The sequence below is a fragment of the Streptomyces sp. NBC_00019 genome, from assembly GCF_045041015.1.
Lineage (GTDB): Bacteria > Actinomycetota > Actinomycetes > Streptomycetales > Streptomycetaceae > Streptomyces.
Genome location: NZ_CP108302.1, coordinates 3,823,873 through 3,848,817 on the forward strand (window position 1 = coordinate 3,823,873; position 24,945 = coordinate 3,848,817).

The window sequence follows — 24,945 nt, forward strand, 5'->3', positions numbered from 1 at the left end:
TGTATTGCTGTGCGTGACGACCGTACCCCTCAGCGCCGCCGCAGCCGCTTCAGGCAGCGGTGTCCCAGCACCATCATGAGTTCTTTCGACGAGGTCTGGTGCACGGTGCGCGACTTGACCGGCGCCGTGTTCCGGATCGGCGCGGCGGCGGCCGCGGCGAGTGCTCCGTACAGCGCCTGCGCGGCCACCTCGGGGGCGATCCGCGGTTCCGCCGAGGCCTGTGTGGGGGGCTTCGGCACGGCGGACAGCAGGGCCGGGTCACCGAGGACGCGCACGCCCATGGTGCCGATGCGCTGTGCCATCTCGGCGCCGATCTCCGCCGCGGCCTCGACGGCCCACTGCGGGGTGCTGATCTTCACGTCCTGCGCGGTCGGACTGCACGCGTTCTTCATATGCATCACCGCGCCGTGCCGTACGAGCTTGGAATACAGCTCCTCCGGGAGGTCATTGCCGCGGAATTCCTTATTAAGATTCCGCAGCATTTCGGTCTCGGCGAGCGTCAGGGAACGGTTCGCGGTGTCCGGGACCTGCTGGAGCAGATCCGCCGGCAGCCCGAGCAGCGACTCGAAGGTGCGCATCAGCCCGCCCCGGTCGCGGTCGTCCACCACGACGACGGTGACCCGCTCCGGGCCGGCCGCCCGGGACCAGCGCTCGACGAGCCGGTCGTGCCGGTGGCGGTGCCAGAAGCTGGGGTTGGGCTTCTCGTAGGGGGCCTTCTTGAGCATGTGCTCGAGCCACTCCTCGTAGCCCATGCGCAGGCCGTTCTGGACGTACTGCTGCCACTGCGAGGGCATGACCTTCGCGAGCGGGCGCAGGGTGATCAGGATGTGTACGGACTCGCGCCCGAGCTGCCCGACGATCCGCGCGATGACCGCGTCGTCGGGGGCGTCGGCGAAGAACTCGCTGCTGATGACCGAGGTGCGCCGGCCCGCGCCCCGCGCCTTGTCCACGAGCTGCAGCCACTGTTTCTCGCTGGGCCCGGCGTCGCCCATCATCCCCGGCCGGGCGCAGGCCGCCAGCACGGCCTCCATGGGGTGCCGGGTGGTGGCCGGCCAGTCGACCCCGTACCCGCCGAGCCGGTCCTTGACGGCGAACATCGCGCCCTGGATCGACGTCGTCCCGGTCTTGTGGGGGCCGATGTGCAGCAGGCGGGTGCCGGCGGGCAGCGGGGTGATCACGCCGCCGTTCGCCGCGGATTCATGTCTCGTACAGTCCGTCTCCATGGTTAAGGGACGGTAAGAGGGATTCCTGAGACTGCGCTGAGAGAGACCTGGGACACAGATGAGTCCCAGGCTCCCGTCACACGGAATTCATCGTCGCCCGGTCAGGCGAGCTCTACGCCGGGGCGGTCCGCCTCGACCCGCAGAGTGGCCAGTGTGCTCGCCGTCGCCGTCGGCTGCCGGACCGTGTCGACGATCCTGACCCGGGCGTCGATGCCGTGGCGGTCGACGTCGAAGAGGTGGTAGCCGCGGTGGGCGTCGAGCAGCTTCCAGTGCGGGTTGTCCGCCATCAGCGGGTCCCACTGCTTGTGGAAGGCGTCCTGGTCCTGGTCGCCGTTGCTGGAGATGGACGTCCCCACGAACTCGGCGCCGACGACGTCGGAGTCCGGGTCGGCGAAGTCCTTCCTGAGGTCGCTGATCATCGTCAGATGGCGGTCGCCGGTGAACACGACGGGGTTGCGGACGTCCTCGAACTCCCGCATGAGCTGGTTGCGTTCGGCCTGGTAGCCGTCCCAGGCGTCGTAATACCAGAGCTTGCCCTCGCCGACCTTCAGATCGGTCTCGGCCATCATGATCTGCGAGGCGATGAGGTTCCAGCGGGCCGGGGAGTCGTGCAGCCCGTCCAGGAGCCACTCCTTCTGCCCGGCGCCGAGCATGGTGAGCGAGGGGTCCTGGGCGCCCTCCTGGCTGGTCGCCTGGTCGCTGCGGAACTGCCGGGTGTCGAGCACGTTGAGCCGGGCGAGCCGGCCGAACTCCAGGCGGCGGTACATCTGGATGTGCGGGCCGTTGGGGACCGAGCTCGCGCGGACCGGCATGTGCTCGTAGTACGCCTGGTAGGCCGCGGTGAGCCGGGCCACGAAGGCGTCGTGCGACTGCTTGTCGGGGTCCTGCGGGATCTCGCCGGCGAAGTCGTTGTCGACCTCGTGGTCGTCGAAGGTGACGATCCAGGGGGCGCCGGCGTGCATCGCGGCGAGGTCCGGGTCGGTGCGGTACTGGGCGTACCGGTTGCGGTACTGGACCAGGGTGTACGGCTCCCCCGTGCCCTCGTGCCGGCGTACGCCCGTCGACGCGGGCGACGACTCGTAGATGTAGTCGCCGACGAAGAGCACGAAGTCGGGGTCCTGGGCGAGCATGTCGGCGTACGGCGTGAAGTAGCCGTGCTGGTAGTTCTGGCAGGACGCGAGCGCGAAGCGCAGGCTGCCGCCCTTGCCGTGCGGGTGGGGGGCGGTGCGGGTGCGGCCGGTGGGCGAGATCTGGCCGCTCGTGCGGAAGCGGTACCAGTAGGTGCGGCCCGGACGCAGATGCCGTACATCCACGTGAACGCTGTGCCCGTACTCGGGCCGCGCCTGGGTCACGCCCCGGCGTACGGGCTTTCTGAACCGCTCGTCCTCCGCGAGCTCCCACTCCACCGGCACGACCTCGTCGGGCATGCCGCCGCCGTTCAGCGGGTCGGGGGCGAGCCGGGTCCACAGGACGATGCCGTCGGGCAGCGGGTCGCCGGAGGTGACGCCGAGGCTGAACACGCCGTCGGGCAACGTCGTTCCGGCCGCGCGGGCGGTGGTCGGCAGCCACAGCTGGGCGGAGGCGGCTGCGCCGATCACGGCGGCCCCGGCGGTCAGAAAGCGGCGTCGGTCGGGCGATGTTGCTCCGGTCATCAGTGAACTCCCCTGCCTCACTGGCCTCTTGGACACTGGAAGCTCACGCCCGTGGACAGTCCGCCCGCTGAACCACGGGATTCGGGTGCATGACAACTAGGGAGACAACAGAAGACCCGCCACGGCACACGAACACCTCGTTGCCCCAACGGCCCTGACCGGTGATCAGTACGCGAAACCGGAGCCGAGTCTCGCCTTCTTCCCGTCGGTGCCGAGCAACGTGGTGCCGAAGGCGGTGGTGCCTCCCCCGGTGCCCCGACGGCCAGGGACCCGGGGACCTTCGACGAGCCGTGGACGACGGCCACGTAGCCGGCGCGCTTCTTGCCGCCGGCCGTGCCGCCCGCGGCCGTGAAGGCCACGTCCTGTCAGCCGTCGTCGTCGAAGTCAGCGTGGATCCTGGACGCGGCGGACTGCGGCTCGGCGGCGGCTCAGTGCGGGAAGTCCGCGCCCAGCCGGGCCGAGTCCGGGGTCGTGCCGAAGGCCTTGGCACCGAAGGAGAGGGATCCCTTGGTGGTGACCCCGGCGGCGGTGGAGCGGAAGGCCCACACCGAGCCGGCGTCGGCGTTCTCGCCGGGTGCGCCGACGATCAGGTCGGCGCGGCCGTCGTGGTCGGTGTCGAGCAGGGTGACCGCCTCGCCGAAGCGGTCCCGGCGCTCGGCGGTGCCGGGGACACCGGCCGTGTTCTGGCTGAACACCTTCGAACCGGCACCGGTGGGGCCGGACGCCCCGCCCGGGATCACGGCGACCGTGCCCGCGTCCTGCACACCGGCGAAGTCCTCGAGCGGGATGCCGGCCACGATGTCGGCGTAACCGTCGCCGTCGACGTCCCCGACCGCGACGGACGCGCCGAAGTAGTCGCCCGACTCACCGGCGCCCGGCACCCCGGGGGTGTCCTGGTGGAGCATGCGCGGGTCCCCGGTCTTCGGGCCCTGCGCGGTGCCCAGGACGACGCCGACCTGTGAGCCGTACTGGCTGGGGTCGTTCGGCTCCTCGTTGCCGTTGGCCGGGAAGGGCCTGCCGAAGACGATGTCGTCGCGGCCGTCGCCGTTCACGTCACCGAGCTCGACGTCATCGCCGCCCTCGATCTTCGCGCCCTGCGCGTTCCGCAGCGCGGTCAGCGGGGCGAGGCCCTGCTCGGTGCCGTGCAGGTAGTTGAGGTTGTGGCTGGAGCCCTGGTCGCCGGGCTCCCAGTCGGCGGGCATGGTCAGCGAGAGGAGGTCGGTGATGCCGTCGCCGTCGACGTCCCCGGCGGCCATGTCGAGCACCGAGTTGTCGCCGTCGTAGACGGGGATCTCCTGGGTCCGGGCGGGCACGCCGTCCCGGGTGAAGGGGCCGAAGCGCACGCCGCCGGCCATGGCCAGGTCGGTGTGGCCGTCGCCGTCGAAGTCGCCGGGGAGGCTGGAGTAGGCGTCGAGGAGCCGCCCCGGCTGCAGGAGCGTTCCGCCGGACAGGCCCGTGGCGGAACCCCACAACACGGTCTGGCTCTGGACCTGTGCCTCGCCGCCCGACGTCCAGTGCTCCCCGGTCGCGGGCACCACCAGGTCGGTGTAGCCGTCGGCGTTCAGGTCGACGGGGCTGACGTGGTCACCGAAGCGGTCGTCCGCCTCGGGAGAGCCGGGGATACCGGGCGAGGCCTGCGAGTAGACCTTCTTGGTCGCGAGGTCCAGGCCCTTCGCCGACCCCTGGACGACGGCGAAGTAACCGGCCGCCTTCTTCCCGCCGACCGTGGCGTACGGCACCCCGACGGCGAGGTCCTCGTACCCGTCCCCGTTGAAGTCCTGCAGCGCATCGGCCTTCGGCTGTGCCTGCGCGACGGGCAGCGCGCCGCACGTGGCGGCGATCAGGGCGATCGCCGCGACGACGGCGCGCCGGGTTCTGTGCGAGGCGGACGAAGCAGGCAGGGACACGTGAACTCCGGCTGTCGTAAGGGCAGTTGACCGTGGAGAGGACGCAAGATCCTCATCCACGCTGCCCCGTACGACTCACCGGAACGACGCTTGGTTGCCCTGTCGTACGCCGGAGGTTCTCCCGGCGTCGACAACCTCAGCCGGCGACCGGGGTCACCGACCGGCTCACTGCTCGAACGGCTCGAAGTCGTCGAACTCCCGCGACGCCTCGTCCCGCTCGGCCTCCTTGTCGCGGCGCCGCTGAGCCGCGGGGCGCGGAGCCTCGAAGCGGTGGTCCTCACCACGGCGGCCGAGCATCTCGGCACCGGCCATCACGGTCGGCTCCCAGTCGAAGACCACGGCGTTGTCCTCGGGGCCGATCGCGACACCGTCGCCCGAGCGGGCGCCCGCCTTCATCAGCTTCTCCTCGACACCGAGGCGGTTGAGGCGGTCGGCGAGATAGCCGACGGCCTCGTCGTTGCTGAAGTCGGTCTGCCGCACCCAGCGCTCCGGCTTCTCGCCGCGCACCCGGAACAGCCCGTCCTCCTCGCGCACCACGGTGAAGCCCGCGTCGTCCACGGCCTTGGGCCGGATGACGATCCGCGTCGCCTCCTCCTTCGGCTTCGCGGCGCGTGCCTTGGCGACCACCTCGGCCAGCGCGAACGACAGTTCCTTCAGCCCCATGTGCGCCACCGCGGACGCCTCGAAGACGCGGTAGCCGCGCGCCTCCAGCTCCGGGCGCACCATCTCGGCGAGGTCCTTGCCGTCCGGGACGTCGATCTTGTTGAGGACGACCATGCGGGGCCGCTTGTCGAGCCCGCCGCCGTACTGCCGCAGCTCCTCCTCGATGATGTCGAGGTCGGAGACGGGGTCACGGTCGGACTCCAGGGTCGCCGTGTCCAGCACATGCACCAGCACGCTGCACCGCTCCACGTGCCGCAGGAACTCCAGACCCAGGCCCTTGCCCTGGCTGGCGCCCGGGATCAGACCCGGCACGTCGGCGATGGTGTAGACGGTCGAGCCGGCGGTCACCACACCGAGGTTCGGGACCAGGGTGGTGAAGGGGTAGTCGGCGATCTTCGGCTTGGCCGCGCTGAGCACCGAGATCAGCGAGGACTTGCCCGCGCTCGGGTAGCCGACCAGCGCCACGTCGGCGACGGTCTTCAGCTCCAGGACGATGTCCTGCAGGTCGCCGGGCACACCGAGCAGCGCGAAGCCGGGCGCCTTGCGCCGCGCGGACGCCAGCGCCGCGTTGCCGAGGCCACCGCGGCCGCCCTGGGCGGCGACGTAGGAGGTGCCGTGGCCGACCAGGTCGGCGAGGACGTTGCCCGCCTTGTCCTGTACGACGGTGCCGTCCGGCACGACCAGGACCAGGTCCTGACCGTCCTTGCCGGAACGGTTGCCGCCCTCGCCGGGCTTGCCGTTGGTGGCCTTGCGGTGCGGGGAGTGGTGGTAGTCCAGGAGTGTGGTCACCGACTGGTCGACGGTCAGGATGACGTCGCCGCCCCGCCCGCCGTTTCCGCCGTCGGGGCCGCCGAGCGGCTTGAACTTCTCCCGGTGGACGGAGGCACAGCCGTGACCTCCGTTACCCGCGGCGACATGCAGTTCGACGCGGTCCACGAAGGTGGTCATGTGGGGTGCCTCCAGCACTTGAAATGTTCGTACGGTTCTCTACTGCTGTAACACGCGAAAGGCGGACCCGCCTTCCCACAGGGGAAGTGAGGTCCGCCTCGCGAAACGTTCGGTCTGAAGCCCTAAGCCTGAGCTCAGGCGACCGGGACGATGTTCACGACCTTGCGGCCACGGTGGGTGCCGAACTGCACCGAACCGGCCGCGAGGGCGAACAGCGTGTCGTCGCCGCCACGGCCGACGCCCGCGCCGGGGTGGAAGTGGGTGCCGCGCTGGCGGACCAGGATCTCACCCGCGTTGACGACCTGACCACCGAAACGCTTCACGCCGAGGCGCTGAGCGTTGGAGTCACGACCGTTACGGGTGGACGATGCGCCCTTCTTGTGTGCCATCTCTCCTCAGTCCCTTACTTCGCAGCCGCGGGGATCTCAGTGACCTTGATCGCCGTGTACTGCTGGCGGTGGCCCTGACGACGGCGGTAGCCGGTCTTGTTCTTGTAGCGAAGGATGTCGATCTTGACGCCCTTGTGGTGGTCCACGACCTCGGCCTGGACCTTGATACCGGCCAGCACCCACGGGTCGCTGGTCACGGACTCGCCGTCGACAACGAGCAGGGTCGAGAGCTCGACCGTGTCGCCAACCTTGGCAGTGGAAATCTTGTCAACCTCAACGATGTCGCCGACAGCAACCTTGTGCTGGCGACCACCGCTGCGCACGATGGCGTACACGCGGATCTCACTCTCTCGCTCGGGACGGCACCCCCGCAGTCCAGCCACCCGGCACGCGGACAGCCTCTCCAAAACACCCAGGTGCTTCGGAGGAAAGGGTTTACGGGGATGTGACGTGTCAGTCGACACGCCGACGGTCAAGGTTACGGGGCCACGGCCGAACGGGTCAAACCGGGCCGGGGTCCCCGGGTGTGCGGCTGATCACTCGTGACCAGCCGCACACCCGGGGTGAGCCGGAACTCAGCTCTCGTCGGCGGAAGCCGAGACCGAGGACAGCGTCTGCTCTGCCGCCACGGTCTTCTTCGCCGTCGTCTTCTTCGCGGCGGCCTTCTTGGTCGTCGCCTTCTTCGCGGCCGTCTTCTTGGCCGCGGTCTTCTTGGTGGCGGCCTTCTTCGCCGTCGCCTTCTTGGCCGTCTTGCGCGCGGCCGTCTTCTTGGCCGGAGCCGTCTCCTCGGCGGCCGGGGCCTCCGTGGCGGTCTCCGTCGCCGGGACGACCACGACGGCCGTGTCCTCGGACGCGGTCGGCGCGGTGGCCTTGCGCACGGCACGGCGCCGCGGACGGGCCGGGGCGGCACTCTCGGCGGGCGCCTCGGACTGCTCGGCCTTGGCCGGAGCCTCCTCGGCGACCGGCGCGGGCGCTGCCGCGGCCTCGGTGACCGTCACGACGGCCGCCTCGGCACCCGCGGGCGATCCGGCCGGCGCGGACACCTTGCGGGTCGCACGACGACGCGTACGCCCCTTGGGCGCGGCGTCCTCGACGACCGGGTCCTCGCCGGCGGCCGGCTCGACCTGCGCCTGCGCGGCCGGCTCGACCTGCACCGGACGCTCGACCTCTTCCTCGGCCGTCACGTCCTGAGCCGTCGGAACCTCGGCCCTCTCGCCCCGCTCCCGCTTCGGCGCACCGGCCGGAGCCGACGACCGCCGGCTCGACCGACGCCGCGAACGGCCCCGGGTCGCGGCGGCCTCCGCCTCGGCGGCACTGCTGTACAGCTCCTCGTCCGCCTCGAAGACGGGCGCGGGCAGCGCGACCGGCTCGGCGACCTCGGCGACGACCTCGGCCTCGGTCTCCACGTCCAGCTCGGCAGCCTCGGCACTCTCGACGGACTCCGCCGCCACCGCGGCCTCGTGCACGTGCTCGATGCCGCCACGCCCGCGCTTCTTGCGCTTGCCGCCGCCTCCGACGGAGGTCGGCTGCTCCATGTGGACGATGACACCGCGGCCGTTGCAGTGGACGCAGGTCTCCGAGAACGACTCCAGCAGGCCCTGGCCGACCCGCTTACGGGTCATCTGGACGAGCCCCAGCGAGGTGACCTCGGCCACCTGGTGCTTGGTCCGGTCCCGGCCCAGGCACTCCAGCAGCCGCCGCAGCACCAGGTCCCGGTTGGACTCGAGGACCATGTCGATGAAGTCGATGACGATGATGCCGCCGAGGTCGCGCAGCCGCAGCTGACGCACGATCTCCTCGGCCGCCTCCAGGTTGTTCCTGGTGACCGTCTCCTCGAGGTTGCCGCCCTGACCGGTGAACTTGCCGGTGTTGACGTCGACGACGACCATCGCCTCGGTCCGGTCGATCACCAGCGAACCACCGCTGGGCAGCCAGACCTTGCGGTCCAGCGCCTTCGACAGTTGCTCGTCGATCCGGTACGTGGCGAAGACGTCGACCTCGGAGGTCCACTTCGACAGCCGGTCGGCCAGGTCGGGCGCGACGTGCGAGACGTATCCGTGGATGGTCTCCCACGCCTCGTCACCGCTGACGACGACCTTGGTGAAGTCCTCGTTGAAGATGTCGCGGACGACCCGGACGGTCATGTCCGGCTCGCCGTACAGCAGCGTCGGCGCGTTGCCGTTCTTGGCCTTCTTCTGGATGTCCTCCCACTGCGCCTGCAGTCGCTCGACATCGCGGCGCAGCTCGTCCTCGCTCGCGCCCTCGGCGGCGGTGCGCACGATGACGCCCGCGTCCTCGGGGACGATCTTCTTGAGGATGGTCTTCAGCCGCGCGCGCTCGGTGTCGGGCAGCTTGCGGCTGATGCCGGTCATCGAGCCCTCGGGCACGTACACGAGGTAGCGCCCGGGCAGGGAGACCTGGCTGGTGAGCCGCGCGCCCTTGTGCCCGATCGGGTCCTTCGTCACCTGGACGAGCACCGGCTGACCGGACTTCAGCGCGCTCTCGATGCGGCGCGGCCCGTTGGCCATGCCCAGCGCCTCGAAGTTGACCTCACCGGCGTAGAGCACCGCGTTGCGGCCCTTGCCGATGTCGATGAAGGCGGCCTCCATCGACGGCAGCACGTTCTGGACCTTGCCCAGGTAGACGTTGCCGACGTACGAGGTGGCCTGCTCCTTGTTGACGTAGTGCTCGACGAGCACACCGTCCTCGAGCACGCCGATCTGCGTGCGCTCACCGCTCTGCCGGACGACCATCACCCGCTCGACGGCCTCGCGGCGGGCCAGGAACTCGGCCTCGGTGATGATCGGGACACGGCGACGGCCCTGCTCACGGCCCTCACGGCGGCGCTGCTTCTTGGCCTCCAGACGGGTCGAGCCCTTGATGGACTGCACCTCGTCGGACGGCTCGGCCTTCGGGCGGGGCTCGCGGACCTTGACGACCGTGCGCTCGGGGTCGTCACCGGGCTCGATGTCGGCGGAACTGTCACCGGTACGACGGCGGCGGCGACGGCGGCGACGGCTGCTGGAGGACGAGGAACCGCCCTCGTCGGAGTCCTCCTCCACGTCGTCCTCGGCCTGCTCGGCGGTGTCCTCGGCATCCTGATCCGCCTCGGCGGCAAGCTCGTCGCCCTCCTCGCCGTCCGCCTCGGCGGACTCACCGCGACGACGGCGACGGCCACCGCGACGGCGGCGACGGCGCGAACCGCTCTCCTCGGCGTCCTCCGTCTCGGCGCCGTCCTCGGCGTCGGCGCTCTCCTCGGTCTCGTCCGTCTCCTCCTCGGCGACGGCCTCGACGACCGGGGCGGCCTCGGCCTCGGCGGACTCACCGCGACGACGGCGACGGCGACGCGGCGTCTGCTCCTCCTGGAACTCCGCCTCGGGCTCCTCGACCTCCACCTCGGCGGCGGCGGCCTCGGCAGCGGCCCGCTGGGGCGTCTGGAACTGCGGCTCGGCGAAGACCGGCGCCTGGAACACGGCCACGGCGGGCCGCGCCGGCCGACGCGAACCCTCGTCCTCGCCGGCCTCGTCGGCGCCGGACCGCGCGGCGGGCTCGGAGAACCCGGTGGCGGCACGACGCACGGAACGGCGGCGCGCACGACGCGGGCCGGCCTCGTCGGCGGGGGCTTCAGCGGCAGGGGCCTCGCTCGCCGGCGCCTCTTCGGCGGCCTTCGGCTCCACGACGACCTCGACCGGCTCGTTCTCCTCGACAGCGCTCACGGGCGCCTCCACGCTCTCGGGCGCCGCGGTGGGCGCGGTCACGCGACGCGTGGCGCGACGGCGGGCCCGGCGCGGGGCCTCTTCCTCGGCGGCAGCCTCTTCGGTGACGACGGGCTCCGGCTCGGCCTTCGCCGGAGCCTCGGCGTCCTGGGCGGCGGGCTCGACGGCCTCGGCAGCCTGCGGCGCCTCGACGGGCGCGGCCGTACGGCGGGTGGCCCGACGGCGGGTACGGGCGGCGGGCGCGGCCTCCTCGGCGGGCGCTTCAGCCGCTACGGCCTCTTCGGCTTCATCAGCGGGTGCGGCGCTCTCGGCGGCGACCGGAGCCCCGACGGGCGCGGACGCCCGGCGGGTCGCACGACGACGCGTACGCCCGGCAGGCGCGGCCTCCTCGGCAGACGCCCCGGCCACCACGGTCTCCGCAGCGGCCTCCTCGGCCTTCACCTCGGCCACGGCGGGTACGACGGTCTCGGCAGCCTCGACCGCGGCCGGAGCACCGGCGGGCGCGGACGCCCGGCGGGTGGCACGACGACGCGTACGGGCGGCGGGCGCGGCCTCCTCGGCAGGTGCCTCGGTCTCCGCAGCGGCCTCTTCGGCCACCGCCGGCTCTTCGATCTCCTCGGCGGGCGCGGCCTCGGCGGCCGGTATGGCCGGCGTCACCTCGTCCGGCGTCTCGGCTGCGGCGCCGACCGGCGGGCCCGCCGGTCGGGATGCGGCCCTGCGCCGACGACGCGGCGGCAGGGTGTCGCTGGGGGTGTTGAGTTCGGAACCCTCGGTGGGTTCGGTCGGCTCGAGCATGCGGGCGTTTCTCCCGTCAGGCTCCCGGGCGCCGCACCTGGTCCGGCGATGCCGGTGACGTCCGCGGCTCGCGCGATGCGCGGTGCCGCCGTCCGGGGCGCGGGCGCCGCACGGGAGCTCTCTGTGTCCTGTCTCGCCGGTTCCGTACACCCTGTTGGGTACGGCCTGGCGAAAGTCTTCTGGTCGGTGTGCTGCCCGACCCAGGTGGCTCCCGAGTACGAGGGCGGCGCTACGACGTCCGTCCTTCGCGGGACCTTCCCTACGCCGGCGCCTTCGCGGCGGCAGCGGCCGTTGTGGGGGCCTCAGCTGCCTCGCGGTCGGGCGCGAGCGGGTCGGTCACCGTGCCGGTCTCTTCATCGAACAGCCCCTGCGCCAGCCTGGTCACCGCTGCGGGGACCGGCGGCGCCAGGTCGGCCACGGCGCGAAGACCGGACAGGACGTCGTCGGGTCGAACGGCAGGCGTCACGTGCCGAACAACCAGCCGCAGTATCGCACAGGGCTGGTCGGTCGGCCTATCAGCCTGTGGACCGTGCGTCTCAAGTTGTGCGACTGCGGAACGGGCGTCGAAGGTACGGATGCCGTTCTTGGTCCTGCGCTGGACCTCGACGGACTCGGCGGCGGTGAAGGCCGCGACCGCGCGCTCGGCGTCGGCCGGGTCCACTCCGTCGAGCCGCAGCTCCCACACCGAGGCCGTGAGCCGGTCGGCGAGCCCGGAGGTCCGGGCCTCGACCGCGTCGATGATGTCGAGGCCGGTGGGCATCGACTCGTCGAGCAGGACCCTGAGTTTCTCGGGGTCCCGCGCCTGGGTGAGGGCGATCTCCAGATACTCCGCCTCACTGCCCGTGCCGGTGGGTGCGGCATTGGCGTACGACACCTTCGGATGCGGCGTGAACCCCGCCGAGTACGCCATCGGCACCTCGGCACGGCGCAACGCACGCTCGAAGGCGCGCTGGAAGTCACGGTGGCTGGTGAACCGGAGGCGGCCGCGCTTGGTGTAGCGCAGTCGGATGCGCTGCACCGCGGGTGCGGGCGGCGGGCCTTCGGGCTGTCGCTTGCCCAGTGTCGTTCAGTCCTTCGTGAGTGCGGTCGTACTGCTACCAAGAGTACGTGTCTCGCGGCCCGACGGTTCCCGTCGGTCCACCCCGACCGTCTTCCGGGGCTCCCCGAGGAGCATCCGCCGGAAGTCGGCCCGCGCCTGCCGTACGGTCTCCCGGGCGGCGGCGAGCGCCTGCCGCGTGGCCCGCCCCACACTGCGCGCGGCCTCGGCGACGGGCCGCAGCACGAGGTCCCGCACCACATGCCCGACCGGCGTGAGCAGCGTCCGGTACACCCACCGCACCGGCTCCACGAAGATCCACCGGAAGAGGGTTCCGAGGAACCGTCCGACGGCGAGCGAGACGTGCCCGGCGATCCGCCAGGCGTGCCCGAGCGCGTCCCACACCTCCCGCCCCACGACGGCCAGGAACCGCCCGACGGGCGTGAGCACCCACCGCCACAGCGCGAGCGCCGGCAGCACGAGGAGCACGCGCGCGATCCAGTACAGGCAGATGCCGATGCCCCGGAGGATCCAGAGCATGCCGTGCCCGATGGGCGTGAGGATCCACTCGTACACCCACAGGGCGGGCACCACGACGAGGTACCGCGCCAGCCAGGCCACGGCGGTGTACAGCCCGAGCCCGATCCCCCGCGTCACCCACATGACTCCGTGCCCGATCGGCGTGAGCACACGCGCGTACACCCACGCGAAGCCGTGCCCGACGGGAGTGAGCACATACCGGTACAGCCACACCAGGGGCACGACGACGAGGTACGTCCCCAGCCACCCCAGTCCCTTGCCGAGCGGCACGACCACATACCGCCACAGCCCCACGAGCGGCCACACGAAGACAGCCCGCGCGACCCACAGCAACGCCCTCCCGAACGGCCGCAGCACGGTGTCGTTCAGGAACCGCCCCGCCACCACGAGCGCGTCCCACACCATCCGCACCGGCACAACCAGCACGAGCACGACGATCCGTACCGGGATGCGGATGGCGGCGGTGAGACAGCCCTCGGGCTGCCGGGGCGGGGGCAACGACTTCTGCGGTTCCATACCGGCCAAGACGCAGCGGCCGGCGCTCTGGATTCGTCCCGCGGATTGCGATGCCGTCACGTCTGCTCCACCCGGATCCCGCAATTCGTTAGACCGTCCTACTACACAGCGGCGCGTTCCCCGAGGGCAGAGCCGCTGGCCTTGGGCGCTCGGGTCACCCTCGCACAGCAGGCCGGGACATCCCCGGCCTGCTGTGCGCAAGAGGAGCATGCCCATGAGTTCCCGACAGACGCCGTCGCCGCTCGGTCCGCTGGCCCGCTCGAGATTCCGGAAGGCCGGGATGCCGGCCTCCCTCACTCTGGTCCTCGCGACCGGAGTGGTCTCGCCCACTGCTGCGGCCGCCGCCTCCGTGTCCGACGACAAGCCGACTGCCACGCAGCAAGGGGGCAAGAGCTGCCGCCCTCACAAGTCGAGGTCGGCGGCGGAATCGTACGTTCCCGAGAGCAAGCCCAAGCCCAAGGACAAGTGCAAGGGCGCGACCGGGGCGACCGGCCCGAAGGGAGCGACCGGCCCGAAGGGTGCGACGGGAGCCACCGGGGCGGACGGCGTGGACGGAGCTACCGGAGCGACGGGTGCCACCGGGGCAACGGGAGCGACAGGTGCCACCGGCCCCAGCACGTGTGCCGAAATCGACTCCACCCAGGACAGCAACAGCTTCGAGCTGCGCGCCGCACTGACCCCGCCGGTCATGGGCGGCCCGAACAGGGCCTACGCGGGTATTCGTGACCTCACAGGGGACGACCCCCATCCCTTCAAGTGGACCGACCTCACCTCGAACACCGACTACCCGGACAACGCCTGCGGGATCTCCGTCGAAGGCCACGCCCAGGGCAATGAGACGGAAGGGGACGTGCGGATCGACGTCATCACCACCACGGGGCAGGTCTACGAGACCACATGCGACGTGAACACCATGACCACCACGCTGACCTGCGACGATCCCTGGGCCCTCATCACCTCGCAACCGCTCCCAGGCGCTGACAACAGCAGGAACGTCAGCCCGTAACCCCGATACCCCGGAACACCGCACAAGGGGTGTCCCGCAGGTCGTCACGACTGCCCGACTCCCCTTGCCGGGTCTACCGCCGGCCCGTGCGTTCCAGCTGCAAGGCGCCCGCCTGCGCGGGGCCGATGGCGTTGAAGCGGAATCCCGTCCCCTGCGTCAGCAGCCAGATGCGCGGCTCGTCCTTGAGGCACAGGTCCGGCACGGAGCGCTGGACCGCGTACAGGTCGTCGATCCCGGCCGGCGTCCTCGCCAGGAAGACATCGCGCAGCCGCAGGTCGCGAGGCAGGTAGTACTGCACCCCGCCATCCAGCTTCCAGGTGTCCGCACGGTCGTAGACGACGGCGTCCCCGGGACGGTGGAACCGCTTGATCACATCGGCCGCCGCCGCGTAGTCGAGGGGCACCGGGGCGTCGTGCTCGAACGGCTGCCGCATCTGCCTCTGGTCGGGCAGCGTGAGCACGGCCAGGGTCGCGACCAGGGCGGCGGCGGTCTTCCAGGAACGCGAGGCCGCGGCGACCCCCGAACCGGCCAGGAGGGCCCAGGCCGGAAGGGTGAAGAGGACGTAGACACTGCGGAAGTAGGAGACCTCGCCGTGGGAGGCGGCCCGGACGAGAAGGGGAGGCAGCAGGGCCCAGGCACCGCACAGCACCAGCGGAGCCCTGTGCCGCGAGCGGGCCAGCACAGCCAGAGCGATCAGGGCGCCACCACCCAGTACGGAGGCGAACAGGCCCTGGGCCAGGGAGAGAAGGGCCCAGCCGTCGGACGCCGGCACCCAGTACAGCTGACGCTGGGCCTGGGACGTGCCGAGCACGGCGAGCGGGACGACGCACCCGGCGACCGCCGCCAGTGCCAGAGCGGCCTTCCACCACAGCGAGCGGTCCTGCCGCGCATGAGCCGCGAGCAGACAGGCGTGGGCGAGTACGACGGACAGCGCGATCAAGTGCAGGAGTCCGGTCAGGACCAGCGTGAGTGCGTAGCCGGCCCATCGCCAGGGGCTGCGCGGACGGTCCAGGGCCCGCAGCAGCAGGAGCGTGGCGAGGGCGACCGCGAGAATCACCAGAGCGTAGCTGCGGGCTTCCTGGCCATAGCGGCTCACCACCGGTGAGATCGCGAAGAGAAACCCGGCCAGAATTCCGGCGCGATATCCGAAGAGCCGGTCCCCGATCAGAGCAATGACGGCCGCCGCGCCCGCCACAGCCAATACCGAAGGTAGCCGCAGGGAAACAACGGAATCCCCGAACAGCTCCACCCATCCGTGCATCAGCAGGTAATACGTGCCGTGTACGGCGTCGACGTTTCCCAGCGTGGCCAGGATCCGGCAGGCGTCCCGGCCCACCATGTCCACAGCCACAGCATCGACCCGCGCCGCGCGGACCGGGCCGGGCCGGGTCGGGTCGGGTCGGGTCGGGTCGGGTCGGGTCGGGTCGGGTCGGGTCGGCGGGCCGGGGTTCTTCGCGAGCCGTGGGGAGCCGTGCGGTGATTACCAGTGGAATATCTCCGGTCCGGCGACTGGAACTCCCCACTTATACATCCCGACCCACCGGCGCCCTCTTGTACGGACCGCCAAGGCTCGATAAATTCACCAGCCGCCCCTTTCCGCCGGAGAAAAGAAAAAGCCATGAAAACGGTCTGTCTTAATATGATCGTCAAGAACGAGGCGCATGTGATCCGGCGCTGCCTCGAATCCGTGCTCCCCCTCGTCGACACGTGGGTGATCCTTGACACGGGCTCGACCGACGAACCCAGGACATCATCCGTGAGACACTCGCCGGCCTGCCCGGAACGCTGTACGAGAGCCCGTGGACAGGCTTCGCCCTGAGCCGCACGGAGGCGATCGAACGGGCGCGGGAGAGCGCGCGCTATCTCCTGTTCATCGACGCCGACGATGTGATGGAGACCGACCCCGGCTTCACCATGCCGGAACTGACCCATGACTGCTACGACTTCGCGGTGCACCACGGCCCGGTCGTCCACTGGCGCCCGACGATGGTGTCGACCCGGCTCCCCTGGCGGTACGTCGGCGTACTGCACGAGTACCTGGAGTGCGACGGCCGGTTCGACCGGGCGCCTCTCGAGGGCGTGCGCACGGTCATCATGGGCGGCGGCGGGCGGTTGCAGGGCAGTGAGCGCAAGAAGTACTTGCGGGACGCCGCGATCCTGAAGGACGGTCTCGCCAAGGAACCGGACAACGCCCGGCACGCCTTCTACCTCGCCCAGAGCTGGCGCGACGCCGACGAACCGGCGAAGGCGCTCGCCGCCTACGACCGGCGCGCGGCCATGGACGGCTTCGCCGAGGAGGCGTTCTGCGCCCGCCTCTACGCCGCCCGCCTCGCCCAGACGCTGAAGCGCAAGACGCCCGAGGTCATGGCCCGCTTCCTGGAGGCCCACGAGTACCGGCCCACCCGGGCCGAACGCCTCGGCGAACTCGCCCACCTGTGCCGTGTCCAGGGAAATCGCTGGCCGCTCGCCTACCTGTTCGCGCGACGCGCGACGGAGATCCCGCCGCCCGACGACATCCTCTTCGTCGAACACGGCTGGTACGACTGGCAGGCCCTGGACGAACTGGCGGTGTCGGCCTACTGGATGGGCGCGTACCGCGAGTCACTGGAGTGCTGCGAGCAACTCCTGGACGGCGGCAAACTACCCGAAGCCCATCGCGAACGCGTCACCGCCAACCGCGACTTCGCCCGCGACCGACTCGCCGTGGGCGCACCCCGCCCCGAGCCGGTATGAAACGGGGGCCCTCCCCATCAGGGAAGGGCCCCACACACCCCGCGTCTCAGTGAGCGTGCCCGGCCGGGGCCGAGGCAGCGTTCTTCACCGTCAACGGCAGCAGCTTCTTACCCGTGGGTCCGATCTGGATGGACGTGTCCATCTGCGGGCACACCCCGCAGTCGAAGCACGGCGTCCACCGGCAGTCCTCGACCTCCGTCTCGTCGAGCGCGTCCTGCCAGTCCTCCCAGAGCCAGTCCTTGTCGAGGCCGGAGTCCAGGTGGTCCCAGGGCAGGACCTCCTCGTACGAGCGCTCGCGCGTCGTGTACCAGTCGACGTCGACGCCGAAGTCGGCCAGCGCCTTGTCGGCGCACTGCATCCACCGGTCGTACGAGAAGTGCTCGCGCCAGCCGTCGAAGCGGCCGCCGTCCTCGTAGACCGCGCGGATGACGGCGCCGATACGACGGTCGCCGCGGGACAGCAGGCCCTCCACGATGCCGGGCTTGCCGTCGTGGTAGCGGAAGCCGATGGAGCGGCCGTACTTCTTGTCGCCGCGGATCTTGTCGCGGAGCTTCTCCAGGCGGGCGTCGGTGTCCTCGGCGGAGAGCTGGGGCGCCCACTGGAACGGTGTGTGGGGCTTGGGGACGAAGCCGCCGATGGAGACCGTGCAGCGGATGTCGTTGGCGCCGGAGACCTCGCGGCCCTTCTGGATGACGTTCATCGCCATGTCGGCGATCTGCATGACGTCGTCGTCGGTCTCGGTGGGCAGACCGCACATGAAGTACAGCTTCACCTGGCGCCAGCCGTTGCCGTACGCCGTCGCCACCGTCCGGATGAGGTCCTCCTCGGACACCATCTTGTTGATGACCTTGCGCATACGCTCCGAGCCGCCCTCGGGAGCGAAGGTCAGACCCGAGCGGCGGCCGTTGCGCGTCAGCTCGTTGGCCAGGTCCACGTTGAACGCGTCGACGCGGGTGGAGGGGAGGGACAGACCGACCTTGTCCTCCTCGTACCGGTCCGCCAGGCCCTTCGCGATGTCGCCGATCTCCGAGTGGTCCGCCGACGACAGGGACAGCAGGCCGACCTCCTCGAAGCCCGTCGCCTTGAGGCCCTTCTCGACCATCTCGCCGATGCCCGTGATCGAGCGCTCGCGCACCGGACGGGTGATCATGCCCGCCTGGCAGAAGCGGCAGCCGCGGGTGCAGCCGCGGAAGATCTCGACGGACATGCGCTCGTGGACCGTCTCGGCGAGCGGGACCAGCGGCTGCTTGGGGTAGGGCCACTCGTCCAGGTCCATGACGGTGTGCTTGGACACCCGCCACGGGACACCGGACTTGTTCGGTACGACACGGCCGATCCGGCCGTCGGGGAGGTACTCCACGTCGTAGAACGCCGGGATGTACACCGAGCCCGTCTTCGCGAGGCGGAAGAGGACCTCCTCGCGGCCGCCCGGCCGGCCCTCCGCCTTCCACTCGCGGATGATCCGCGTCATGTCGAGCACGGCCTGCTCGCCGTCGCCGATGATCGCCGCGTCGATGAAGTCCGCGATCGGCTCGGGGTTGAAGGCGGCGTGACCGCCGGCCAGCACGATGGGGTCGTCGAGGCCGCGGTCCTTGGACTCCAGCGGGATGCCCGCCAGGTCCAGCGCCGTCAGCATGTTGGTGTAGCCCAGCTCCGTGGAGAAGGACAGACCGAACACGTCGAAGGCCTTCACCGGCCGGTGGCTGTCCACCGTGAACTGCGGGACGGCGTGCTCCCGCATCAGCGCCTCCAGGTCCGGCCACACGCTGTACGTGCGCTCGGCGAGGACGCCCTCCTGCTCGTTGAGGACCTCGTAGAGGATCATGACGCCCTGGTTGGGCAGGCCCACCTCGTAGGCGTCCGGGTACATGAGCGCCCAGCGGACGTCGGTGGACTCCCACGGCTTGACCGTGGAGTTGAGTTCTCCGCCGACGTACTGGATCGGCTTCTGCACATGCGGGAGCAGAGCTTCGAGCTGCGGAAACACAGACTCGGCGGCCGCAGCGACTTCGGCAGGCATCTCGCGAACCTTCGTGGTGGGCTGGACAGACAGGGGTGACCATCTAGCGTAACGCGATCGTGGACCACCCCCGTCCTTCCGCTCAGACCTCCATCGCGCCCTTGATCGACGGCCACGTCACGGGAAGGTCCAGCTCGACCAGCTCGGCCCGCCGCTCCTCGCGCCCGTACAGCACCCCGTACGTGAACCCGCTCTCCCCCGCTGCGTGCGCCTGACCTGCGAGATCACGCAGGGCCTCGCGGGTCATCACGCTGTCCTGGTGATCACCGAGCAGGCCCTGGAGGGACTTCATCGAGCGGACCAGATCGACGGCGGGCTCGCCGAGGACCTTGGACGCCGCCTCCGCCGAATACCTCGTCCGCTTGCATTTCTTGCGCGCCTCGTGGATCGCGAGGTCCCGGTCGGCGCCGGGCGACAGCTCCACCGCCTGCTCGACGAGCTCCGTCAGCTTCCCGAAGTCCTTCCGTACGGCCTTGGGGATCACCTTCGACGGCAGCCCGCCGGCCGCCTTCAGCAGCGGCGGCCCGTCCACCACGGCGTCCAGCGTGGCCAGCAGGTCCAGGTAGCGCTTTCCGTCGAGTACGGCGATCAGACGGCGGCGCGATCCGCCGTGCCGCGCGTGCGACCAGGTGCGCAGCCGGGTGCGGACCGGGCCGGTCAGCAGCACACGCGGCAGTTCGTCGAGGGCGACGGTCAGACGTTCCGTCAGCACCTCCTGGTCCCGGTCCACGCCCAGCTCGCCCGCGAGCCACTTCAGCTCCGCGCCGATCGGGTCGGTGACGGTGCGGTCGAGGACTTTTCCGTACGACTTGAAGGCGCTGCGCATCCGCCGGGTGGCGACGCGCATGCGGTGCACGGAGTCGTGTACGTCCCGCCGGACGGCCGGGTCGAGCTCGACGATCGCGTCCCGCTGGGCCTGGATGTAGGCCATCACGTGGTCTCCGGCGGTCTCCGGTGCCTTCCTGGCCACCTTCCGCCGCTTCACCCCGCCGGTCTCCGCGAGCGCCCGGGCCAGCTTGGAGGCCGACGCGGACGGCCGTACGCCCGTCTTCTTCAGCCGTTTCTCGACCTTGTCGAGGAAGGCCGGGTCGCCGCCGTCGGCGAGCTCGACCTCGATCTCGGTCCACTGGGCGATGCCGTCGCCCCCGGTGAGCCGCTCGGCGCGGACGGCGTCCACGCTGACCTCGGCGAGCAGCCCGCCGTCGGCGTCGACGAGATGGCGTACGTCCCGTTCGGAGATCAGCCGGACCACGGGCAGCAGCTCGAGGTCGCGGACGCGCGAGCGGACGAGGCCCGTGAGGACGCGCGGGACGGTGTCGGAGAGGGCCGTCTGGATCTCGTCCCGTACACCGGGCGAGACGGGGAACTTCAGATGCCAGCCGGCGTCGGAGCCGCCGGTGCGGCGGCGCAGGGTGATCGAGGCCGCGGCGAGGTGTTCGCCCTGGGTGTCGTAGTAGGTGGCGTCCAGCTGTGCGACACCCTTGTCGAGGACGGCTGCGACCCCGGCGACGCCGGTGAGGTCGGGCAGCCCGCTGTCGTCGGACTCGTACTTCCGCTCGATCTCGCGCTTTGTGTCCGCCATGAACTGAACTTAGACGCAGTCGGGGCGCGAGGGCAGAGGGCGCCGACCATGAATCCCGGGGGAACTGCCGGGGATCAGGAGGTGACCAGCGCTCGCATCGCCTCGCCCTCCGGGAACGGCGCGTCCTTCGCCGTCCGGGAGACAAGGAGGATGTGGGCGTCCTCGAACTGGTGGTACGACATCGGTTCGGGGCCCTGCCCGACGATCACCACGCTGTGTTCCAGACGCCAGCTGACGTACCGGCTGTGGTACTTGGGCTGGCGGATGTCGTGGTCCGGCAGGCCGAGCCGGTCGGTGAAGCGCTGGACGACGGTGCCGTAGTGCGCGTCGAACTCCGGCCGCCAGCCGCCCTCCTGGCTGGTCCAGCCGGGTATGGGACCCCAGCAGTCCTCGTCGAGGATGCCGCCGTCGACCGAGTAGAGGTAGGCGAAGGGCAGATGGAGCGTGCCGTCGCCGTCGGCGGTGACGAAGTGGCCCTCCGGGGTGACATGGGTGGCGTCGGGGACGTCCGGCGTGTCCTCGTACGCGGGCCCCTGTACCGCTTGTGACCAGTCGGGCCAGCCGGCCTCGCGTATCCGTTCCTCCACGGCCTCGGCGTCGGCCAGATCCAGCTCCGCCAGCCCCAGAAGCCGGCTCACCAGCTCCTCGCCGACCGGGCACACGGCCACGTACTCGTCCGCCATTCCACTCCCCCTACGGCAGCGCTACGCCGACATCGGCCGCTGCACTCTGATCGACTGCAACAACCCGACCGCCACCCACACCGCGAACATGGACGTGCCGCCGTACGACACGAACGGCAGCGGCAGACCGGTGACCGGCATGATCCCCAGCGTCATCCCGATGTTCTCGAAGGACTGGAAGGCGAACCAGGCCACGATCCCGGCGGCGACGATCGTGCCGTACAGCTCGGTCGTCTCGCGGGCGATACGGCAGGCCCGCCACAGGACGACACCGAGCAGCACGATGATCAGGCCCGCGCCGACGAAGCCCAGCTCCTCGCCCGCCACGGTGAACACGAAGTCGGTCTGCTGCTCCGGCACGAACTGGCCCGTCGTCTGCGAGCCGTGGAACAGCCCCGAGCCCGTGAGCCCGCCCGAACCGATCGCGATACGCGCCTGGTTGGTGTTGTAGCCGACACCGGCCGGGTCGAGGCTGGGGTTGGCGAAGGCGGCGAAGCGGGCGATCTGGTAGTCGTCCAGGACGCCGAGCTGCCAGACCGCGAGCGCACCCATCGTGCCAGCGCCGAGCAGGCCGAAGACCCAGCGGTTGGAGGCGCCCGAGGCCAGCAGCACGCCCAGCACGATGATGACCATGACCATGACCGACCCGAGGTCGGGCATCAGCATGACGATGAGCATCGGTACGGCGGCCAGACCCAGCGCCTGAAGGACGGTGCGGTGGTCGGGGTACTGCTTGTCACCCGCGTCGACGCGGGCCGCCAGCAGCATCGCCATGCCGAGGATGATCGTGACCTTCACGAACTCCGAGGGCTGGAGTGAGAAGCCGCCGCCGACGACGATCCACGAGTGGGCGCCGTTGACCGTGGAGCCGAGCGGGGTGAGCACCATCAGGATCAGGAACACCGAGGCGCCGTAGAGGATCGGCACGGCCGTGCGCAGGGCGCGGTGGCCGAGCCAGACGGTGCCGATCATCAGGGCGAACCCGATGCCGGTGTTCATGAGGTGGCGGAAGAGGAAGTAGTACTGGTCGCCCTGGTTGATCTCGGTGCGGTTGCGGGTGGCCGAGAAGACCAGCAGCGAGCCGATCATCGACAGGGCGAGGGCCGCGAACAGTATCGGCCAGTCCAGCCGGCGGGCGAGCGAGTCGCGGGCGAACAGCCGCGTCCAGCCCGCCCGTTCGGGCCCGTAGCCGGAGACGGAGAAGCTGTTGCCGGTCATGTGCACATCCTCCGGCTACCTCGCCTGCGGCGCCGCCTGCGGGTGTTGCGGTTGCCTGTCGCCGGCTTCTCGACGGTCGCCGCCAGCTGTGTCTCGTCGGGCTCGGGGGCGCCCTCCTGGGTCACCCGCTGCTCCTTGCCGGGGTCCTTGGAGACCTTCGGCGACTTGATGGTGCCGTCCGTCTGGACCTTCGGGAGGCTCTTCGTCGGGGTGGGCAGCAGGGCGTTCTTCTTGTTGATCGTGCCGTCGTCGGAGACGCCGTACAGCGCGTCGTAGATGTTGCGGACCGCGGGGCCCGAGGCGCCGGAGCCCGTACCACCCTGGGAGATCGTCATGACGACCGTGTAGTCCTTGGTGTACGTGGCGAACCAGGACGTCGTCTGCTTGCCGTAGACCTCGGCGGTACCGGTCTTGGCGTGCATCGGGATCTTGTCCTGCGGCCAGCCGACGTCGGCGAACCGCCAGGCGGCGGTACCGCGGGTGGCGACGCCCGCGAGGGCGTCGTCCATCTCGGCCAGCGTCTTCTGGCTTATGGGCAGCTTGCCGTGCGCCTTGGGCTTGATCTCGTCGACGGTCTGGCCGTCCGCGCTGACGATGGCCTTGCCGACGGAGGGCGTGTAGAGGGTGCCGCCGTTGGAGATCGCCGCGTAGATGGTGGCCATCTGGATGGGGGTGACGAGGGTGTCGCCCTGGCCGATGGAGTAGTTGACGGAGTCACCGGCGCGCATCAGGTTGCCTTCGAGGCAGTTCTCGTACGCGATCTGCTCGGCGTACGTGCCGCCCTTCTTGCCGGTCTTGCACCAGACGTCCTTGTTGGCCTTCCAGTAGTCGAGCTTCCACTTGCGGTCCGGGATACGGCCGGTGACCTCGTTGGGCAGGTCGATGCCGGTCTCGGCGCCGAGGCCGAACTGGTGGGCCGTCTTGTAGAACCAGTTCTTGGCGTCCTTCTTCGGCTTGGTGCCGCCGTCCTTCTTCCACTCCTCGTGGGAGAGCCGGTAGAAGACGGTGTCGCAGGAGACCTCCAGGGCGCGGCCGAGGCTGATCGGGCCGTATCCCTTGGTCTCGAAGTTCTTGAAGACCTGGCCGCCGATCGAGTACGAACTCGAGCAGTTGTAGGGGCCGTCGAAGGAGTACCCGGCGTTGATCGCGGCGGCGGTCGGGACCACCTTGAAGATGGAGCCGGGTGCCGACTGGCCCTGGATGGCCCGGTTGAGCAGCGGGTAGTTGGAGCCCTTGCCCGTCAGCTTGGTGTAGTCCTTGGCGGAGATGCCGCCGACCCAGGCGTTCGGGTCGTACGACGGGTTGGACGCCATGGCGACGACGCGGCCGGTCTTGGCCTCCATGACGACGACGGCACCGGAGTCGGCCTTGTAGTTCTCGCCGGTGTTGTCGTCGAAGACGTCGCGGGCCTTTTTCATCGCGTCGTTCAGTTCGTACTCGGCGACCCGCTGGACGCGGGCGTCGATGCTGGTGACGAGGTTGGAGCCGGGCTGCGCCTCGTCGCTGGCGGCCTGGCCGATGACGCGGCCGAGGTTGTCGACCTCGTAGCGGGTGACGCCGGCCTTGCCGCGCAGCTCCTTGTCGTACTTGCGCTCCAGGCCGCTGCGGCCGACCTGGTCGGAGCGCAGGTAGGGCGAGTCGGTGTCCTGGGCCTGGGTGATCTCCTCGTCGGTGACCGGGGAGAGATAGCCGAGGACCTGGGCGGTGTTGGCCTTGCCGGGGCTCGCGTAGCGGCGTACGGCCTCGGGCTCGGCGGTGATGCCGGGGAAGTCCTCGGCGCGCTCGCGGATCTGCAGGGCCTGCTTGGCGGTGGCCTCGTCGGTGATGGGGATCGGCTGGTACGGCGAGCCGTTCCAACAGGGCTGGGGGGTCTCGGCGTCGCACAGCCGGACCTTCTGCATGACCTCCGCGGGCTTCATGCCGAGGACACCGGCGAGCTTGGTGAGGACGGCCTTGCCGTCGTCCTTCATCTTCAGCAGGTCGGTGCGGGAGGCGGAGACCACCAGCCGTGTCTCGTTGTCGGCGATCGGCACTCCGCGCGCGTCGAGGATCGAGCCGCGGACGGCGGGTTCCACGACCTGCTGGACGTGGTTGCCGGACGCCTCCTTCGCGTACTCGTCGCCCTCGCGGATCTGGAGGTACCACAGGCGCCCGCCGAGGGTGCCGAGGAGGGACAGGACGAGGATCTGGATCACGATGAGCCTGATCTGGACCCGTGGAGTCCGACCGGTCTCGGGGATGTTGGTCACTGCGGCTGCCGCCCCCTCTCAGTGTGTGTACGTGTCATATACGGCGAACCTGTGAACGCGGCCCGCCAA

General features: G+C 70.4%; 17 protein-coding genes. 2 read left to right on the top strand and 15 right to left on the bottom strand.

Translation table 11 applies throughout. The features are described from left to right. Positions 1-29 precede the first annotated feature (29 nt). The 9 genes from OHU89_RS18165 to OHU89_RS18205 form a co-directional block, all read right to left on the bottom strand. Positions 30-1,223 (bottom strand): hypothetical protein, encoded by a 1,194-nt coding sequence (locus OHU89_RS18165; RefSeq protein ID WP_405644189.1) that lies wholly within the window; start codon positions 1,221-1,223, stop codon positions 30-32. A 101-nt stretch (positions 1,224-1,324) separates the two neighbouring features. Then, positions 1,325-2,875, bottom strand: a complete 1,551-nt coding sequence (locus tag OHU89_RS18170; RefSeq protein WP_405644191.1) for an alkaline phosphatase D family protein — start codon at positions 2,873-2,875, stop codon at positions 1,325-1,327. Positions 2,876-3,303: 428 nt separating this feature from the next. Next, positions 3,304-4,782, bottom strand: coding sequence for an FG-GAP and VCBS repeat-containing protein (locus OHU89_RS18175; RefSeq protein WP_405644192.1), 1,479 nt, complete (start codon positions 4,780-4,782; stop codon positions 3,304-3,306). 165 nt (positions 4,783-4,947) lie between these two features. Next, positions 4,948-6,393: a GTPase ObgE gene (gene obgE / locus OHU89_RS18180; RefSeq protein ID WP_266892471.1), complete on the bottom strand. Its 1,446-nt coding sequence runs from the start codon at positions 6,391-6,393 to the stop codon at positions 4,948-4,950. A gap of 134 nt (positions 6,394-6,527) precedes the next feature. Further along, positions 6,528-6,782, bottom strand: a complete 255-nt coding sequence (gene rpmA, locus OHU89_RS18185) for a 50S ribosomal protein L27 (RefSeq protein ID WP_042172004.1) — start codon at positions 6,780-6,782, stop codon at positions 6,528-6,530. Positions 6,783-6,796: 14 nt separating this feature from the next. Beyond that, positions 6,797-7,117, bottom strand: coding sequence for a 50S ribosomal protein L21 (gene rplU / locus OHU89_RS18190; protein WP_046259920.1), 321 nt, complete (start codon positions 7,115-7,117; stop codon positions 6,797-6,799). A 240-nt stretch (positions 7,118-7,357) separates the two neighbouring features. Beyond that, entirely contained in the window at positions 7,358-11,293 is a 3,936-nt protein-coding gene (locus OHU89_RS18195; protein ID WP_405644195.1) for a ribonuclease E/G, read from the bottom strand. Positions 11,294-11,552: 259 nt separating this feature from the next. Continuing rightward, positions 11,553-12,311 (bottom strand): TIGR03936 family radical SAM-associated protein, encoded by a 759-nt coding sequence (locus tag OHU89_RS18200; protein WP_405644197.1) that lies wholly within the window; start codon positions 12,309-12,311, stop codon positions 11,553-11,555. A 48-nt stretch (positions 12,312-12,359) separates the two neighbouring features. Continuing rightward, positions 12,360-13,385: a hypothetical protein gene (locus OHU89_RS18205; protein WP_405644199.1), complete on the bottom strand. Its 1,026-nt coding sequence runs from the start codon at positions 13,383-13,385 to the stop codon at positions 12,360-12,362. 214 nt (positions 13,386-13,599) lie between these two features. Here OHU89_RS18205 and OHU89_RS18210 point away from each other — a divergent pair, with 214 nt between their 5' ends. Next, positions 13,600-14,391: a hypothetical protein gene (locus tag OHU89_RS18210; RefSeq protein ID WP_405644201.1), complete on the top strand. Its 792-nt coding sequence runs from the start codon at positions 13,600-13,602 to the stop codon at positions 14,389-14,391. Positions 14,392-14,464: 73 nt separating this feature from the next. On the opposite strand, the gene OHU89_RS18215 is transcribed toward OHU89_RS18210, so the two are convergent. After that, positions 14,465-15,730 (bottom strand): glycosyltransferase family 39 protein, encoded by a 1,266-nt coding sequence (locus OHU89_RS18215; RefSeq protein WP_405654545.1) that lies wholly within the window; start codon positions 15,728-15,730, stop codon positions 14,465-14,467. A gap of 551 nt (positions 15,731-16,281) precedes the next feature. Between OHU89_RS18215 and OHU89_RS18220 the strand changes: the two genes are divergently transcribed. After that, positions 16,282-17,124, top strand: a complete 843-nt coding sequence (locus OHU89_RS18220) for a hypothetical protein (protein WP_405644202.1) — start codon at positions 16,282-16,284, stop codon at positions 17,122-17,124. Between the two features lie 46 nt (positions 17,125-17,170). Here the strand turns inward: OHU89_RS18220 and OHU89_RS18225 are convergent, their stop codons facing one another. The 5 genes from OHU89_RS18225 to mrdA form a co-directional block, all read right to left on the bottom strand. Beyond that, positions 17,171-19,144 carry a TIGR03960 family B12-binding radical SAM protein gene (locus tag OHU89_RS18225; RefSeq protein ID WP_266892453.1) on the bottom strand — a complete coding sequence of 658 codons (1,974 nt, stop codon included), beginning with the start codon at positions 19,142-19,144 and terminating at the stop codon, positions 17,171-17,173. An 82-nt stretch (positions 19,145-19,226) separates the two neighbouring features. Then, positions 19,227-20,726 carry a CHAD domain-containing protein gene (locus OHU89_RS18230; RefSeq protein WP_405644204.1) on the bottom strand — a complete coding sequence of 500 codons (1,500 nt, stop codon included), beginning with the start codon at positions 20,724-20,726 and terminating at the stop codon, positions 19,227-19,229. A 74-nt stretch (positions 20,727-20,800) separates the two neighbouring features. Then, entirely contained in the window at positions 20,801-21,409 is a 609-nt protein-coding gene (locus OHU89_RS18235; RefSeq protein ID WP_405644205.1) for a hypothetical protein, read from the bottom strand. A gap of 21 nt (positions 21,410-21,430) precedes the next feature. Beyond that, positions 21,431-22,627 carry a rod shape-determining protein RodA gene (rodA, locus tag OHU89_RS18240; protein WP_405644207.1) on the bottom strand — a complete coding sequence of 399 codons (1,197 nt, stop codon included), beginning with the start codon at positions 22,625-22,627 and terminating at the stop codon, positions 21,431-21,433. After that, entirely contained in the window at positions 22,624-24,876 is a 2,253-nt protein-coding gene (gene mrdA, locus OHU89_RS18245) for a penicillin-binding protein 2 (protein ID WP_405644208.1), read from the bottom strand. Before mrdA ends, rodA begins: the two co-directional genes overlap by 4 nt. Positions 24,877-24,945: the final 69 nt, after the last annotated feature.

Coding starts and splice junctions, on each gene's coding strand:
- OHU89_RS18230 (WP_405644204.1), bottom strand. CDS start 20,726: ATGGCGGACACAAAGCGCGAGATCGAGCGGAAGTACGAGTCCGACGAC.
- OHU89_RS18215 (WP_405654545.1), bottom strand. CDS start 15,730: ATGGTGGGCCGGGACGCCTGCCGGATCCTGGCCACGCTGGGAAACGTC.
- OHU89_RS18225 (WP_266892453.1), bottom strand. CDS start 19,144: ATGCCTGCCGAAGTCGCTGCGGCCGCCGAGTCTGTGTTTCCGCAGCTC.
- OHU89_RS18220 (WP_405644202.1), top strand. CDS start 16,282: ATGGAGACCGACCCCGGCTTCACCATGCCGGAACTGACCCATGACTGC.
- OHU89_RS18210 (WP_405644201.1), top strand. CDS start 13,600: ATGAGTTCCCGACAGACGCCGTCGCCGCTCGGTCCGCTGGCCCGCTCG.
- obgE (WP_266892471.1), bottom strand. CDS start 6,393: ATGACCACCTTCGTGGACCGCGTCGAACTGCATGTCGCCGCGGGTAAC.
- OHU89_RS18235 (WP_405644205.1), bottom strand. CDS start 21,409: ATGGCGGACGAGTACGTGGCCGTGTGCCCGGTCGGCGAGGAGCTGGTG.
- OHU89_RS18165 (WP_405644189.1), bottom strand. CDS start 1,223: ATGGAGACGGACTGTACGAGACATGAATCCGCGGCGAACGGCGGCGTG.
- rpmA (WP_042172004.1), bottom strand. CDS start 6,782: ATGGCACACAAGAAGGGCGCATCGTCCACCCGTAACGGTCGTGACTCC.
- OHU89_RS18170 (WP_405644191.1), bottom strand. CDS start 2,875: ATGACCGGAGCAACATCGCCCGACCGACGCCGCTTTCTGACCGCCGGG.
- OHU89_RS18205 (WP_405644199.1), bottom strand. CDS start 13,385: ATGGAACCGCAGAAGTCGTTGCCCCCGCCCCGGCAGCCCGAGGGCTGT.
- OHU89_RS18195 (WP_405644195.1), bottom strand. CDS start 11,293: ATGCTCGAGCCGACCGAACCCACCGAGGGTTCCGAACTCAACACCCCC.
- rodA (WP_405644207.1), bottom strand. CDS start 22,627: ATGACCGGCAACAGCTTCTCCGTCTCCGGCTACGGGCCCGAACGGGCG.